Below are 16304 nucleotides of genomic sequence, written 5' to 3'. Positions count from 1 at the left end.
CCCCGAAGGTTCAGATAACTCGTTTCCGCTCGACTTGCATGTGTTAGGCCTGCCGCCAGCGTTCAATCTGAGCCATGATCAAACTCTTCAATTTAAGATTTTGTTCGACTCAATGAATACTGAACATTACATAAGTAATGTTTGAATTGACTGTGCTCTTATTGGTTTTCACTTTTAAAAAGTGAAATAAAACAGCTCAAGGCTGCTTCCCAATTCGAATGGTCACTTCGTTTCATTGAAATCTAATTTGAAGCCGAAGCTTCTAATTGGATTATCATCAACGAGTGCCCACACAGATTGATAGGTCTATATTTTTAAAGAGCGCACTTTGAAGCTCTCTTCAAAGTGGACGGCCATTTTAGCTAGATAACTTATCGTGTCAAACACTTTTTTAAGTTATTTATCTGCGAGTTAATTCTTAACTCACTGACCTTGTTGTCTAGGCTTCGCTTAACTTGCTTTCCCTTGACAACGGAGGCGCATTATAGGGCGTTCATTAAGGAACACAAGTGCATTTTTAAAAAAAACTCACCTTTTTAGTTCATTCGTATAGAAAACAGGCAAAAGGTTCTAAAACATTATAGAAAAGGGGCCAAATGGCCCCTTGAATGTGATTTTCATCTCATTTCTTATTGTATCCGTGCAATTACTGATGGGCACGAATTTGGTCATTAGTAACGATTAGCTGCACTTTCTTGTCTGGAACAATTTCACCAGAAAGAATCGATTTGGCTAATGGGTTCTCGACATTCTGTTGAATTGCGCGTTTTAAAGGACGCGCACCATATACAGGGTCGAAACCAACTTGAGCGATCAAATCGAGTGCTTTGTCAGAAACCTCTAGTTGATATCCTTTTTCTTCTAGTCGTTTCGCCAAACGTTCTAATTGAATAGAAGCGATGGACTTGATGTGTTCTTGACCAAGTGGATGGAACACCACGATTTCGTCAACACGGTTCAAGAACTCAGGACGGAAGTGTTTGCTAACCACATCCATTACCTCACTCTTAATACCTTGATAGTCTAACGTTGCGAAATTCTCTTGGATACGAGATGAACCCAAGTTCGATGTCATGATCACCACCGTATTACGGAAGTCAACAGTACGACCTTGACCATCCGTTAAACGCCCATCATCGAGAACTTGCAGCAGAATGTTAAATACATCCGGATGCGCTTTCTCTACTTCATCTAACAAAATTACCGAATACGGCTTGCGACGAACCGCTTCCGTTAAGTAACCACCCTCTTCATATCCGACATAGCCTGGAGGCGCACCAACCAATCTTGCCACTGAGTGTTTCTCCATGAACTCAGACATGTCGATACGGACCATCGCATCTTCGCTGTCGAACATAAAGCTCGCAAGTGTCTTACAAAGCTCTGTTTTACCTACACCAGTTGGACCTAAGAATAAGAAGGAGCCAATTGGTCGGTTTGGATCAGAAAGCCCAGCTCGACTACGACGAATGGCATTCGATACAACAGAGACCGCTTCGCTTTGCCCTACCACACGATTATGCAGTACGTCTTCCATACGAAGTAGTTTCTCTTTTTCCGCTTCTAGCATCTTGGATACTGGGATGCCAGTTTGCTTAGAAAGTACTTCTGCAATCTCGTTGTCGGTTACTTTATTACGCAATAGTGTCATTTCCTGCATTTCCGCTTGGGTTGCAAGATCTAACTGCTTCTCAAGTTCAGGAATACGACCATATTGAAGTTCCGACATGCGGTTTAGATCACCAGCTCGGCGAGCAAACTCCATATCCATACGAGCTTGTTCAAGCTCAGACTTAATATGTTGAGTGCCAGAAAGTGCGGCTTTTTCTGTATTCCAAACCTCTTCTAGTTCAGCGTACTCACGTTCTTTTTCATTGAGTTCTTCATTAAGCGCTTTCAAACGCTTTTCACTCGCTTCGTCGTGCTCGTTACTAAGCGCCTGTTGCTCAATCTTAAGTTGGATGATTTTACGTTCAAGCTTATCTAATGACTCTGGCTTAGAGTCAATTTGTAAACGAATGCTTGAAGCCGCTTCGTCGATTAAGTCGATCGCTTTATCTGGCAGTTGACGGTCAGAAACATAACGATGTGACAAACTCGCCGCTGCAACAATCGCTGGGTCAGTAATTTCAACGTGATGATGAAGCTCATAACGCTCCTTCAAGCCACGTAAAATCGCCACGGTATCCTCAACGGTCGGCTCATCCACCAGCACTTTTTGGAAACGACGTTCTAACGCCGCATCTTTTTCGATGTACTGACGATATTCATCCAGTGTAGTTGCGCCAACACAGTGCAGTTCACCACGGGCTAATGCAGGTTTGAGCATGTTCCCCGCATCCATTGAACCTTCACCTTTACCCGCACCAACCATAGTATGGAGCTCGTCGATAAACAGAATGACATTACCTTCTTCTTTAGCGAGTTCATTCAATACCGACTTCAAGCGCTCTTCAAATTCACCACGGTACTTAGCACCAGCAACCAGTGCGCCCATATCTAATGACAGCACGCGGCGACCACGCAGGCCTTCTGGTACTTCATTGTTAACTATGCGCTGCGCTAAGCCTTCAACAATTGCGGTCTTACCTACGCCAGGTTCACCGATGATCACAGGATTGTTTTTAGTACGGCGCTGCAATACTTGGATGGTACGGCGAATTTCATCATCACGGCCGATAACCGGATCCAGTTTGCCCTGTTCGGCTCGCTCGGTAAGGTCAATGGTGAACTTTTCCAATGCTTGGCGAAGTTCTTCTGCATTCGGGTCATTAACCTTTTGACCACCTCTGATCTTTTCGATTGCTTGGCTAACTTTTTGCTCTGTTAAACCGATCTCTTTGAGTAATTGCCCCAATGGTCCGCGATCTTCTAAAGCAGCAAGCAGGAAGATTTCAGACGAGATATAAGAGTCTTGACGCTTTTGCGCCACTTTGTCACACAGGTTAAACAACGTGCCCATCGAACTAGAGAGCTGTACATCTCCACCGATGCCACTGACTTTTGGTAATCTATCTAGCATTTCACTCAATTTAGAGCGTAAATGCGTTACGTCCACATCCAGCATAGTAAGCAATGGACGGATTGGACTGCCATTTTGGTCAAGCAAAGCCACCATGAGGTGAACTGGCTCGATATATTGATGATCGCGCCCTAACGCTAGTGATTGAGCATCAGAGATAGCGATTTGAAACTTACTTGTGAATCGATCAAGACGCATATCTACCTTCCTAACCTCAACTAAAGGAAATTCTTTTGACAGTTAGAAAGATGGATACTCAGAGGAGGAATTTCAAGGGAGTGAATGAATAAAGATTGCTTTGCAAAAATAGCACTATGCATCTTGGCACTTTAGTGCTTATAACTAATCTTCAATCCAAATAAAGGTGGCTTGTCGACCAGTTTTACCATCACGGCGATACGAATAAAAAGAGGCTTTATCTTGGTAAGTACAAAGTCCAGAGTCAAACACTTGTGTCACTCCAGCTCGATTGAGACGTTGCGTTGCCAGCACCGACATGTCAGCAAACCATTTGCCGTCGATATCGCGTGGAGTAAATGCTTGATGCGCCTGTGAGTCAAAGTCAACAAAAGCTTGCAAAACATCTTCACCCACTTCAAAGGCTTGAGATCCAATGGCAGGGCCAAGCCACGCTATCACTTCACCTGAAAATAACGCTAATGCATTTTCGACAATACCATTTGCTAAGCCGCGCCAACCTGCATGAACGGCGGCTACCTGAGTGCCTTGTGTATTAGTCAATAATACAGGTAGACAATCGGCGGTCATCGCTGAACAAACAACATGGCTTGAAGAAGTAAATACACCGTCCGCATCAAGCACTTGTGTTGTTGGTTCATTTGCTTGAGCCACAACGGTTGAATGCGTTTGGTTTAACCAGATTGGCGCATGGGGCATGTTCGCCTGCTGCGCCAACCAAGCTCGGTTCTTCTCTACTAAAGACAAATCATCCCCAACGTGAGTACCTAAATTTAGCCCTTGATAAGGGCCTGTCGAAAAACCGCCTATGCGTGTTGAGGCAAAAGCTTTGACATTTTTAGGCGCACGCCAATTCGGAATGATTGTCTTCATCTTAGAACTCTTCCGGTAAACCGTGCTCTTCCGTATCTTGACGAAGCGCTTCAGTCATCGCCACCATGTCATCAGGCACAGGGGCATGGAACTCAAGGACTTCTCCCGTAATTGGATGTTCAAAGCGTAGCATTACGGCGTGCAATGCTTGGCGATCGAAGCCACGGATCATTGCCGTTAGCTCTTCAGAAGCACCTGTCGGGATGCGAGCACGTCCACCATATGCAATATCACCGAGCAGCGGATGCTGAAGGTAAGACATGTGCACACGGATCTGGTGCGTACGACCCGTTTCAAGACGCAGACGGATACGTGTGTGTTCGCGGAAACGCTCAGCGACACGGTAGTGCGTTACCGCTGGTTTACCCATTGGTGCTACCGCCATAAGCGTGCGCTTGGTAGAATGACGACCAATAGGTTGGTCCACTTTACCACCCGCTGTCATACGACCAATAGCGATTGCTTCGTACTCACGAGTAATATTACGTTTTTGCAGTGCGCGAACCAGGCGAGTTTGTGCTGGTACAGTTTTCGCCACCACCATCAGCCCCGTTGTATCTTTATCCAGACGGTGCACAATGCCCGCACGAGGCACTTCTGCGATATCAGGGTAATGATGCAACAACGCATTAAGCACTGTACCATCTGGCGTACCGGCACCTGGGTGAACCACAAAGTCACGAGGTTTGTTGATAACGATAATATCGTCATCTTCATAGACGATATCTAGCGGGATATCTTGCGCTTCCCAGCGTTCTTCATCTTCTAACTCGGCTTGCAATGTAATTTCCTCGCCACCCATTACTTTGGTGCGAGGTTTGGTGACAACTTCACCATTAACTTGAACTTTCCCATCAAGCAGCCACTCTTTCAGGCGCGAGCGAGAGAAGTCCGCGAATAATTCGGCGATAGCTTGGTCTAAACGTTGACCTAACTGGCTATCTTTTACGGTATTTGTTAATACAATCTGCTGAGCCATATCGAACTTTTTTAAAAACTGTGAGACTAATGCTCACGACTGTGAAAAAATAGACTATTACGTCATTGTATCTGTTACTGGAAAGAAAGTAACGGCAGCTTAAGAAATATTTAGATTCAAGGAACAGACTCCTGATATGAAACGTCAGACTTTAACAGGCCTTTTAGCGGTATCCCTTCTGTTTGGATGTGCAAGCAAAGAAGAAATCGTTCCTGATGTGCCGCCTTCGGAACTGTATGCAGACGCACAGATTTCTCTTCAAAGTGGTAATTGGCTTTCTGCAATTGAGAAACTGGAAGCATTAGACTCACGTTACCCATTCGGTGCCTACTCAGAACAGGTGCAGCTTGACCTAATCTATGCGTACTACAAAAACGACGACCTTGCTTTGGGCTTGGCAACCATTTCTCGATTTATGCGTTTAAACCCAACCCATGAAAAAATGGACTGGGTACTGTATATGCGCGGCCTAAGCCATATGGCGCAAGATCGTAACTTTATGCATGATCTGTTCAGCGTAGATCGAAGCGATCGCGATCCTGAGCCAGTAAAAAAAGCGTTTGATGACTTCAAAAAACTGCTTCAACGCTACCCGAACAGCCCATACGCAGAAGATTCACAAAAACGCATGGTTGCGCTGAAAAACCGCCTAGCGAACTATGACTTAGCGACGGCTGACTTCTACCTCCGCCGTGAAGCCTGGGTAGCTGCAATTAATCGCAGTCAAGAGCTACAAAAAGCATTCCCAGACACAGAAGCGGCACGTAAGTCACTGACTATCCAGCTAGAGGCCTACAAGCAACTTGGTTTGGAAGACGCCGTAGCAAGAACTGAAAAGCTTATCGAGCTCAACCCTGTGAAGTAACTGAGCAGCTTCAAACTAAACCGCCATACCGTGGCGGTTTTTTATTACCCGCAATAGCGTCTTCTGCCCTTGCTTGATGATCTACGGGGCTCTACATATGCTTAAAGTTCCCCTCCCCTTTATAAAAGGATGTGAACGTGACGATACCTAAGCTATGCGCAGTTATGCTGCTCTTATTGTCTGCTTCCGTTTGCGCACTGCAAATATCACCACTCAAGCAACCTCCTTACACTGGGGACCTCGACGTTATTAAAGAGAAGAATGTTTTACGTGTCCTCGTTTCTGCTGATCTAGGCTTCTATTACATTGAGGGCGGTACACCAAAAGGAATAGGTGCAGAACTGCTGGCGCATTTCGAAAAAGACCTTCGTAAGCTCAAACCGAAACTTAACGTACAAATTATTCCTCTAGCCCGTGACCAACTTCTGCCAGCCTTAGAAAATGGCTCCGGTGATCTAGTCGTCGCCAATCTGACCATTACCAGCACACGTAAACAGAAAGTCGATTTTAGTTCACCCATTCTTACTGGTATTGACGAGTGGATAGTCACGAACAAAAGCACACCAGCCATGACTAACATTGAGCAACTGAGCGGCAAAGAGGTTTGGGTACGTGCCAGTTCTAGCTACTTTGAGAGTATTCAAGCACTAAATAAGAAGCTAAATAAAAAAGGCTTGCCACCCGTTGTCGTACATTTTATTGAAGAAACACTGCAAGACTACGAACTGGTTGGGATGCTCAATAACGGCTACGTCAAAGCCATTGTTCTCGATAGCCATAAAGCCAAACTTTGGCTGAAAGTGATGGATGATATTCGAGCTCACCCAGAAATTCCTATTCGTGAAAATGGTAAAATCGCTTGGGCAATGCGGGAAAACAGCCCAAGTTTGAAAGCCGTCGTGAACAAGTTTATTCAGAAATCTCGTTCTGGGACACTGCTCGGTAATGTCATTTACGGAAAATACATCGATAACACAGGTTGGCTAAACAAAGCCCTTAACCCCAACAAAATTGCTCAACTAGAAAAGCTTGCTACGTTGTTTTCACGCTATGGTGAGAAGTACGATATCGACTATCTACTGATCGCAGCCGTCGCTTATAAAGAGTCCGGCTTTAATAACGACCTCGTTGGAAGTCGAGGTGCAGTCGGCATAATGCAAGTTCTACCCAGCACGGCTCGAGACCCTAATATCAATATCAAAAACGTTCGGCAGCTAGAAAACAATATTCATGCTGGCGTGAAGTATTTAGCATTTTTGCGTAAGCAGTACTTCAGTGATCCTGCTATTACGGCGGAAAATAAACTCTACTTTACCTTAGCGGCTTACAATGCTGGCCCCGGGAATGTAGAGCGAATTCGTAAACGTGCAGCCCAGCAAGGCTACGATCCTAATGTTTGGTTCAATAACGTGGAAGTCGTTATGCGGAAAAGTTTAAGCTCAACGGTTGGGTACGTTACCAGTATTAATCGCTATTACGTTATATACAAACAGCTAGAAAGTTTGGACCAAGTCAAAAGTCTAGAGCGGGTATCACTGGCTCCAAAGGATCCCGTCTTCATGATACCGCTACGAAAAGTCAGTCAAACGCCAGACACAAAAAAGCCGCTTGTACAATAAGCGGCTTTGTAAATAAACTCGTCTGAGAGACTCAGTGACTGTCATCACACTTTACGTATAGTTAAATTTTAACCACCTCTAATATTAGGCCGTAAAACTTCCCTAAAAACGAAGACGTTTTCAGCTGAGTACTCTATCCAATCTACGGATTTACTAACCGATAACAAGCAATTTCACGATAAATCTCAGCAGATCTTGAGTGAGATCACATTCATTTTTCATCATAAAAAACCCGAACAAAATAATGATCTGAGTCACATTTTTTTATACTTAAAGCGGTAATCTGAACTCAACCCATGAGGGATGCAACAGAGGAAAAACACTTATGACAATGAATATCACTGGCAAAAACATCGAAATCACCTCTGCAATCCGAGCTCATATTGAGAGCAAGTTTAAAAAACTGGAGAAATGGCAAGTAGACCTAATTGGTTGCCAAGCAACTTTCAGTGAGGAACCAAACAAACAGAAGAAATTCGAAGCGGTTATTAAAGTTCCTAAAGGCCAGCTCATTGCCTCAGCAACTCACGAAGATCTTTACGCAGCTATCAACGAAGTGGAGCAAAAACTAGAACGACAATTGAACAAGCTGACCCACAAACCTGAAGCTCGACGTGCAAATAAGCCTGAGCTAGTGGAAGAAGAAGAGTAAACTGACCAGATTGAGGAAATAGCGCCGAAAGGCGCTATTTTTTTGCTTGACGCTCTCCCCTGCCTTGCTTATTGTGTTTAAACACTCATAAATTAAGCACTATTTATGCATTTAACCTCACTGTTTATTTTTGACTTCTTTTTCCTCCCATAGTCGGAGGGGCGAACTCGTTTGTGAAAGAAAAGTCAAAAACAAACAGAAAGCCTCCCAAATCGGGAGGCTTTTTTATAAGGAAAGAATTGATGACTGACCAACCTATTTCCCTCGAAAAAATTCGTTTGCGCTTGAATGAGCTGGATGACCAACTTCTCAGCTTATTGTCTGAGCGCCGTAAACTCAGCATTGAAGTAGCCAAAAGCAAAGTACAAACCTCAAAACCCGTTCGTGATGCCGTTCGAGAACAACAACTATTAGTTAAGCTGATTTCTAATGGCCGAGATAAATACGAGCTCGACGCGCAGTACATCACTAAACTTTTCCATACCATCATTGAAGACTCTGTGCTTCTTCAGCAAAGTTACCTGCAAAACCTCGTTAACCCGCAACAAAGTCGTAAGCCACTTGCTCGCGTCGCTTTCTTAGGAGCCAAAGGCTCTTACTCACACTTGGCAAGCCGCGAATACTTCAGCCGTAAAAATACAGAACTTATCGAGCTCAACTGCGAACACTTCAAAGAAGTGACTCAAACAGTAGAATCGGGCCATGCTGATTATGGTGTTCTGCCAATCGAAAACACCAGTTCAGGCTCTATTAATGAAGTGTACGACCTACTACAACACACGACTCTGTACATCGTTGGAGAGCTAACTCAACCAATCGAGCACTGCTTAGTTGCGAAAAAAGACATTCGTCTGGAAAACATTAAAACGCTGTATTCACATCCTCAGCCACACCAACAGTGCAGTGAGTTTTTAAGCCGTATGAAAGGTGTAAAACTGGAGTCTTGCGCCAGCACAGCAGATGCAATGCAAAAAGTCCAAGAGATGGATCGTGATGATGTTGCTGCAATTGGTAATGCATCAAGCGGTAAGCTATACGGCTTGCAAGCAATTCAAGGCAACATCGCAAACCAAACTGAGAACCATACTCGTTTTATCGTGGTTGCTCGCAAACCAGTTGAGGTTTCAACTCAGATTCCAGCAAAAACCACCTTGATTATGTCGACCTCCCAAGAGGCTGGCTCATTGGTTGAAACACTATTAGTGCTGCAACGTTACGGCATCAATATGACCAAGCTAGAATCACGTCCAATTATGGGGAACCCATGGGAAGAAATGTTCTACGTAGACTTGGAATCTCATCTTGCTTCGACAGAAATGCAACAGGCACTAGAAGAGCTAACAAAAATAACTAAACACTTGAAAGTATTAGGCTGTTACCCTAGTGAGAACGTAAAGCCTACCCAAGTAAAATTGAGTTAATAGACACAAGTGAGTAAAAAGATCATGGCAACCCAAAAAGTCGTAATCGCATCGCTAAACCCAGCTAAAATTAATGCCGTTCAAAGTGCATTTAACAGTGCATTTCCGCACCAAGAGTTCAACTTCGTTGGCGTCAGTGTACCGAGTGAGGTCGCAGATCAACCTATGACTGATAAAGAAACTCATCGCGGTGCACTAAACCGCGTTAAAAACGCAAAAGTAGAGATGCCAAACGCGGATTACTATGTCGGACTTGAAGCGGGAATTGAAACAAACGTGACGTTTGCGTGGATGGTGATTGAGTCGAATACTCGCCGTGGTGAATCTCGCTCTGCGAGCTTAATGCTGCCGCCTAAAGTATTGGACAAACTCAAGCATGCGAATGAGCTGGGAGATGTCATGGATGAGGTGTTTGGTACCGAGAACATCAAACAGAAAGGTGGTGCCATCAGCCTGCTCACCCAAAACCAGCTGACTCGAAGTTCGGTTTACCATCAAGCCTTGATTCTGGCTCTAATTCCATTCACAAACCCTGAGCACTTCCCTTCAAATTTATAACGCTCACCCCATTCGCTAGGTACGAAAAAGGGCGGATATTTCCGCCCTTTTTAACACGTTATCTTAACCACTTGTGATACCAATACCTAAAGGCGAATTGGAATCACTGGCTACTTAGATACCGCAACTTGCTCTAACAAAACCTTGAGTTTGTCTTTCTCTTCATCAGATTTAGACTTTAACTCGTTAGAGCCACGAGTAATAGTGGCAATACCTACGCCAAGCATCTGGCTGATCTGGCGTTGAGATAATTCTCCTTTAAGAAGCTCGTTAATAATATTAACGCGTGATATTAATGATTCTCTCTCATCACGTGACATCAGCATGGTTAACAGCATGTCATCTTGCTCACTGTCCATGCTAGTTCGAATTAGCTCAATAATCTGTTGCCAGTCTTTGTACTCGGGTTCGTGCGACATCAAGTTACCTCACTCAATACTTGGTATTGATCTCATGTTGATTCAAGAACGCGCCATCGATACCCAAAAGATCACGGTAATATGTTTCAAACATCAGGATGTTTTGTACATAACCGCGTGTCTCTCTAAATGGAATTGCCTCAATAAAGGCATAAGCATCCACTTTTCCTTGGGTACGCTCTCGCCACGTTTTTACTCTGTTAGGACCTGCATTATAAGCAGCAAGAGCAAAAATACGATTATTATCGTAATCCTCTAATAAGCCTTGCAAATAATGGCTACCAATTTCGATATTTTTGCCCACATTGTAGAGATCCTGCGTACCTTGATAACTCAACTTATATTTACGTGCTGTGTACTTTGCTGTTGCGGGCATGATCTGCATAAGACCACGAGCACCAACTGGAGAACGGGCTTCGACATCCAACGCACTTTCCTGTCGAGCTAGGGACATCATCGTCACGGGATCTATGTTGTGTTTTTTTGCATAAAAGTTAAACCACCAGCGATGCGCAATCGGGAACCTCAGTTCGATATTATCCCACATCTGCGCTTGAATACTCGCGGTCACCGTTAGGTTATGCCAACGCTTAGAAGACGCATAAGCCGCCAGCATCGCCTTTTCATCTTTCCCTACGCGGCGCAATAAATGTGCCCATTCACTTTTCGCTGCTGCAATTTTATCCGTCGCGATCAACTCTTCAATACGAACTAACGAGTCTTGATAGGGTTGAACCACTCGCTTATCAAACTTAACCGTATGCGTAGGGTATTTGATTGATTGTCCAATCGCATTAGCGGCTGCCACACTATAAAAGTTTCGCTGCCCGACCAAAGTCGCTAAACGCTGTTTCCCTGCGATGTCATCACCTAACGCAATTTCACTTCGTCCAAGCCAGTATTGCCAGCGAAGCGACGCTTGCTCTTCTTTATTGAGAACGGCAATCCACTCTTGTACGCCCTTCCAATCCGCGTTCTGAATCGCTAAGCGAATGCGAGTTTCAATGAGCGGTAAGTACTGGCTGGTTTTCGTTTTATCATCGCGCCACTTAGCTAGTGACTCAGACTCAGTACGGGTCAATCGAAATGCGATATAGTCAGCCAGGGATTGCGCCTTTTCTGGAGAAAACTTCTGCCCTTTAATGACGGCATCATACGCACTCTGCGCTTGACTGGTATTCATGCGAGCTAGCTTTTCCAGCGCATATTCGCTTTGCGCTCGATTAAAATCATTAGCCGGTTTTTTCTTCGCGAACTCCGCAACGCTTGCAGGGTTATCAAACAACGCCTTCATTTCTTTCGCTTGTTGCCTTGCCTGCGAGGATTTAGGCAGTTTAAGTAAGTAACTCATCAAACTGCCATTACGAGCATCAAACGCCAGTAGCATACGCTGGAGAATTAATTCATCAGTACGTTCACCTGCCTTGTCCCATGCTGCGAATAATGGATCGCACTCATCGGCAATACTTCTGCCACGCAACCACATATGTTCAGCCCCTTTAAACGCGGCGACTTTCTTACCTTGCTCTAACTGAGCCACGTAGAAAATACATTGGTAACGCTCGCCACTTGGAATGACTTTTTGAAACTCAGTAATGGTTTTCCAATCTTTTTGCTTATAAAGATGGTTGAGGTATGGAGCGCGAACACGACGAGAAAAAGGAAACGACTCGTGCTCCGAAATAAATTCGTTCACCTGCTGTGGCGATTTTTCCGGTAACTGTCTAATAAATGTTCGGTAGTCCACATAAGGCGTCAGTGGATAGTCAGAAATTTTAGGACGGATCGAAAGGTATCCGTCGATGTCATTTTTATCTAATAAATCTTGAGCTTGCTCATAAACTTCACGCTGCTTTTCCAAGCTTAGCGCGGCATTAGCACTCAAACTCATCGCACACAGCGCGGCTGCACAGCATACGTTTTTAGCCAATTCAGATACGTTGAATCTCATTTGTGTCATTTTCCCCAGACATATACTGCCCCAAAGCCTCGTTTTGTTAGCGTTCATGTGATGTTAAGGCAATTTTCACACATGCATCTATTTACACAGAATGCAGATGTCCATGTAAAGCAACTTAGTGTATTAAAAATTGTACTCGTGAAACTTTTAAGACGATGGAGACAAGGAGTTCCTAACTTGTGCAGAAAGCACTTCGTCATTTATAACGAATAACAAAAGTGTATACCCTAACCGTGTAAGTTTCCGGTCAGCTCAAAATAAGAAATCCATTCGAAAGGGAAATTCTTGCAATGCGGTAACAAAAACAAAGCACTTGGTATAAAATGATGGGTTTGAATGACAGTTAATTTAGGAACGATCGGCAATGGCTGAATACGTATATACCATGTCGCGGGTGAGCAAGATTGTGCCACCTAAGCGTCAAATTCTTAAAGACATCTCTCTGAGCTTCTTCCCTGGTGCGAAAATCGGTGTTTTAGGTCTGAACGGTGCAGGTAAATCCACACTGCTACGTATCATGGCAGGTATCGACACGGATATCGACGGTGAAGCGCGTCCACAACCTGGTCTAAACGTAGGCTACCTACCCCAGGAGCCTGTATTAGACGAATCAAAAACCGTTCGTGAAGTTGTTGAAGAAGCGGTTGCTGACGTTGCTGACGCACTGAAACGTTTGGATGCGGTCTATGCGGCTTACGCAGAACCAGATGCAGACTTCGACGCACTTGCAAAAGAGCAAGGCGAACTTGAAGCTCTAATCCAAGCGAAGGATGGTCACAACCTAGAAAACGCACTTGAGCGAGCAGCAAACGCACTTCGTTTACCTGAATGGGACCAAAAAATTGCGCACCTATCAGGTGGTGAACGCCGCCGTGTCGCTATTTGTCGCCTGCTACTTTCTAAGCCAGACATGCTGCTGCTTGATGAGCCTACCAACCACCTAGATGCAGAATCTGTTGCTTGGCTAGAGCGCTTCTTAGTGGATTACACAGGTACTGTAGTCGCTATCACCCACGACCGTTACTTCCTAGATAACGCCGCGGGTTGGATCTTAGAGCTTGACCGTGGTGAAGGTATCCCATGGGAAGGTAACTACACCTCATGGTTGGAGCAAAAAGACGCTCGTCTACAACAAGAAGCATCTCAAGAAAGTGCTCGTCAAAAAACCATCGAGAAAGAACTTGAGTGGGTACGTAAAAACCCTAAAGGTCGTCAAGCGAAATCAAAAGCACGTATGGCACGCTTTGAAGAACTGCAAAGCTCTGATCACCAAAAACGTAACGAAACCAATGAACTGTTTATCCCGCCAGGTGAGCGCCTAGGTGATAAAGTTATTGAAGTGAAGAACCTAACGAAGTCATTTGACGGCCGTGTTCTAATTGATGACCTATCATTCAGCATCCCTAAAGGTGCGATTGTTGGTATCATCGGTGCGAACGGCGCAGGTAAATCGACCCTATTCAAGATGTTAAGTGGTACTGAACAACCAGATTCAGGCACAATTGAAATGGGCGACACTGTGAAACTTGCATCGGTCGATCAGTTCCGTGACAGCATGGACGATTCTAAAACCGTATTCCAAGAGATTTCTGAAGGCGCAGATATCATTAAGATCAACAACTTCGAAATCCCTGCTCGCGCGTACTGTTCACGCTTTAACTTTAAAGGCAGCGACCAACAAAAAATCATTGGTGAGCTATCAGGTGGTGAGCGTAACCGTGTCCACCTTGCGAAACTGCTTAAAGCGGGCGGTAACGTATTACTACTCGACGAACCGACCAACGACCTTGACGTGGAAACACTGCGTGCTCTAGAAGAAGCACTACTAGAGTTCCCTGGTTGTGCAATGGTTATCTCGCACGACCGTTGGTTCCTTGACCGTATCGCGACCCACATCATTGACTACCGTGACGAAGGCCAAGTTAACTTCTACGAAGGTAACTACACCGAGTACATGGACTGGTTGAAGAAAACGTTGGGCCCTGAAGCCGCAGAACCACACCGCATCAAATACAAGCGTATTGCGAAGTAATCGCAACCCGCAAAGTTTGATTGTAATTTGTACAAAGGCCGCTATCATAGCGGCCTTTGTTTTCTTTGTTATAAAAAAGAGCTCATTAGCCCGTCTCGTTCGTTAAGAACATGACATTGCACTTACGTCACTCTGTAGCGACCTCGACACTTTTCAAACAACAATCGAACATTTTTTGTTCGCATTGATATACTATTCAATTCTGTTTGAAGACATGACGAGAAAATGCACATGCCAGAGAGACGACGCTTTTCACGCATTCTCCATCAAGCGCCAGCGAAGGTAGAACAACGTGACTTGGCAATTGAAGCTAGGATTCAAGATCTTTCCTTACATGGTTTACTCATGAAAGTGGAAGAGACTGAGGCTTTGGATCCAGCCCTTCCAGCCCATGTTACTTTTTCATTTGATCAATCCGAACAAGTGATTACGTTAAAAGCGCAAATTGTGAATGTTTCTAAGTGTGAGATTAGGTTAAAGATCATCAAGATAGACATCGAGAGCATTAGCCAACTAAAACGATTTATAGAATTGAATGTAGGCAATAACGACCTTCTGAACCGAGAGTTAGAACATCTCTCTGATTTAGGAGAAAAATAAATGAACGCCTATTTAAGTAACAATAACTATGTCTAAAAAAATCATCATGCAGATCCCGACGAAAGACGGCGATCAGCAGTTCTATTTGGGCCGCAGTTCGGTCCTAGCAGTATTTGCTTCGGTATTGGCATTACCCGCCGTCGTTGGTGGCGCGTGGTATCTCAATCAACAGCAGATACACAATAAAGACGAACTAACACAAACCATCGCCAAACTAGAAAGTGAAAAGGCCGAAATCACCGCGCTTTATGAAGAGCAGCTTGATACCAACCACTCGCTTTCTCAGTCATTGACCGATAAAAACAATCAAATTCAGCTATTAGGAAAACGGGTATTCGACGTCGAATCGGTTCTAGGTCTCGCTGACGAAGAGCTGATGATCGATGAAAACAACATGGCGTTAGAAGAGCGAATTGATGCAGCAGCTATCGATTCCGCGGTTCGAGCAACCATGTTTCGTTTGATTCCAAATGATAGCCCAGTGACATACCAACGTATTTCTTCTTCCTACGGCAGTCGCATTAATCCGATTTCAGGTAAACGACACGTTCATACTGGTATCGATCTTACCTGTAAACGAGGAGAAGAAATCCTCGCACCTGCAGACGGAGTGGTGGAAACCGTTCGCCCGAGTAATCGTGGCTATGGCAACTATGTCACTATTCGTCACTCATTTGGCTTTATGAGCTCCTTTGCTCACTTACAACGTTTTAAAGTGAAAAGCGGCCAATTTGTCAGTAAAGGCGATGTGATTGCTCAATGTGGTAGTTCAGGTAATTCCACTGGCCCGCACCTGCATTATGAGGTGCGCTTTCTCGGGCGAGCACTCAACCCTCAATACTTGATGGAGTGGACACCTGAAAACTTCAATTATGTATTTGAAAAAGAGAAAAAAGTGAAATGGGGCCCTTTAGTTCAATTGATTGATAATGTCGTGCGTCTGCAAGTCAATTTAACCAACTCCCCCTATCGCGACACCAGTATCAATACAGTATCAAGTGAAGATACCAGCAATACCGCGACTAACTGATTTATCTCTCGACACAAAAAAGAGCAGCGTCAGCTGCTCTTTTCGTTTCGGGCTCCGCACGGATAGATAACTCGCG

The 16304-nt window shown here is 44.6% G+C and carries 13 protein-coding genes, 1 rRNA gene and 1 other annotated feature; of the genes, 8 read left to right on the top strand and 6 right to left on the bottom strand.

What is annotated here, in order from left to right:
• The 4 genes from NB463_RS07560 to rluD form a co-directional block, all read right to left on the bottom strand.
• Positions 1-94: ribosomal RNA gene (locus NB463_RS07560) — 16S ribosomal RNA — on the bottom strand; the annotation flags it as partial.
• Between the two features lie 552 nt (positions 95-646).
• Complete coding sequence (gene clpB, locus NB463_RS07555; RefSeq protein WP_005397478.1) at positions 647-3220, bottom strand: ATP-dependent chaperone ClpB; 2574 nt, start codon at positions 3218-3220, stop codon at positions 647-649.
• A gap of 144 nt (positions 3221-3364) precedes the next feature.
• A complete protein-coding gene (pgeF, locus tag NB463_RS07550) occupies positions 3365-4093 on the bottom strand; it encodes a peptidoglycan editing factor PgeF (protein ID WP_226421593.1) in 729 nt (242 codons plus the stop codon).
• Position 4094: 1 nt separating this feature from the next.
• A complete protein-coding gene (rluD, locus tag NB463_RS07545; protein ID WP_065645207.1) occupies positions 4095-5072 on the bottom strand; it encodes a 23S rRNA pseudouridine(1911/1915/1917) synthase RluD in 978 nt (325 codons plus the stop codon).
• A 136-nt stretch (positions 5073-5208) separates the two neighbouring features.
• On the opposite strand from rluD, the gene NB463_RS07540 reads away from it, so the two are divergent.
• From NB463_RS07540 to yjjX, 5 genes are all read left to right on the top strand, one after another.
• Positions 5209-5937 (top strand): outer membrane protein assembly factor BamD, encoded by a 729-nt coding sequence (locus tag NB463_RS07540; RefSeq protein WP_006743118.1) that lies wholly within the window; start codon positions 5209-5211, stop codon positions 5935-5937.
• Between the two features lie 164 nt (positions 5938-6101).
• Positions 6102-7556 carry a lytic transglycosylase F gene (locus NB463_RS07535; protein ID WP_031780632.1) on the top strand — a complete coding sequence of 485 codons (1455 nt, stop codon included), beginning with the start codon at positions 6102-6104 and terminating at the stop codon, positions 7554-7556.
• Positions 7557-7881: 325 nt separating this feature from the next.
• On the top strand, positions 7882-8208 hold the full coding sequence (gene hpf, locus NB463_RS07530) for a ribosome hibernation-promoting factor, HPF/YfiA family (RefSeq protein WP_005397484.1): 327 nt from the start codon (positions 7882-7884) through the stop codon (positions 8206-8208).
• A 108-nt stretch (positions 8209-8316) separates the two neighbouring features.
• Positions 8317-8438: a sequence feature (Phe leader region), on the top strand.
• Positions 8439-8450: 12 nt separating this feature from the next.
• Positions 8451-9629: a prephenate dehydratase gene (gene pheA / locus NB463_RS07525; protein WP_258432366.1), complete on the top strand. Its 1179-nt coding sequence runs from the start codon at positions 8451-8453 to the stop codon at positions 9627-9629.
• A gap of 24 nt (positions 9630-9653) precedes the next feature.
• The gene (gene yjjX, locus NB463_RS07520) at positions 9654-10187 is read left to right on the top strand and encodes an inosine/xanthosine triphosphatase (RefSeq protein WP_258432381.1); all 534 of its coding nucleotides are present in this window, start codon (positions 9654-9656) and stop codon (positions 10185-10187) included.
• Between the two features lie 110 nt (positions 10188-10297).
• Here the strand turns inward: yjjX and trpR are convergent, their stop codons facing one another.
• Together trpR and sltY are read right to left on the bottom strand one after the other, a co-directional pair.
• Positions 10298-10606 carry a trp operon repressor gene (trpR, locus tag NB463_RS07515; RefSeq protein WP_012842123.1) on the bottom strand — a complete coding sequence of 103 codons (309 nt, stop codon included), beginning with the start codon at positions 10604-10606 and terminating at the stop codon, positions 10298-10300.
• A gap of 13 nt (positions 10607-10619) precedes the next feature.
• Positions 10620-12566: a murein transglycosylase gene (gene sltY / locus NB463_RS07510; RefSeq protein ID WP_405054838.1), complete on the bottom strand. Its 1947-nt coding sequence runs from the start codon at positions 12564-12566 to the stop codon at positions 10620-10622.
• Between the two features lie 364 nt (positions 12567-12930).
• Between sltY and ettA the strand changes: the two genes are divergently transcribed.
• The 3 genes from ettA to NB463_RS07495 all read left to right on the top strand — a co-directional run bounded on the left by ettA (position 12931) and on the right by NB463_RS07495 (position 16228).
• A complete protein-coding gene (gene ettA, locus NB463_RS07505) occupies positions 12931-14598 on the top strand; it encodes an energy-dependent translational throttle protein EttA (RefSeq protein WP_005381894.1) in 1668 nt (555 codons plus the stop codon).
• Between the two features lie 231 nt (positions 14599-14829).
• Positions 14830-15198 carry a PilZ domain-containing protein gene (locus tag NB463_RS07500; RefSeq protein ID WP_258432357.1) on the top strand — a complete coding sequence of 123 codons (369 nt, stop codon included), beginning with the start codon at positions 14830-14832 and terminating at the stop codon, positions 15196-15198.
• Between the two features lie 28 nt (positions 15199-15226).
• Complete coding sequence (locus NB463_RS07495; protein ID WP_005397491.1) at positions 15227-16228, top strand: M23 family metallopeptidase; 1002 nt, start codon at positions 15227-15229, stop codon at positions 16226-16228.
• Positions 16229-16304: the final 76 nt, after the last annotated feature.

Source organism: Vibrio sp. RM-41-2B, assembly GCF_024744415.1.
Classification (GTDB): domain Bacteria; phylum Pseudomonadota; class Gammaproteobacteria; order Enterobacterales; family Vibrionaceae; genus Vibrio; species Vibrio diabolicus.
Note: the sequence above shows the minus strand (reverse complement) of the source record. Positions and strands in the feature narration are given on the sequence as shown.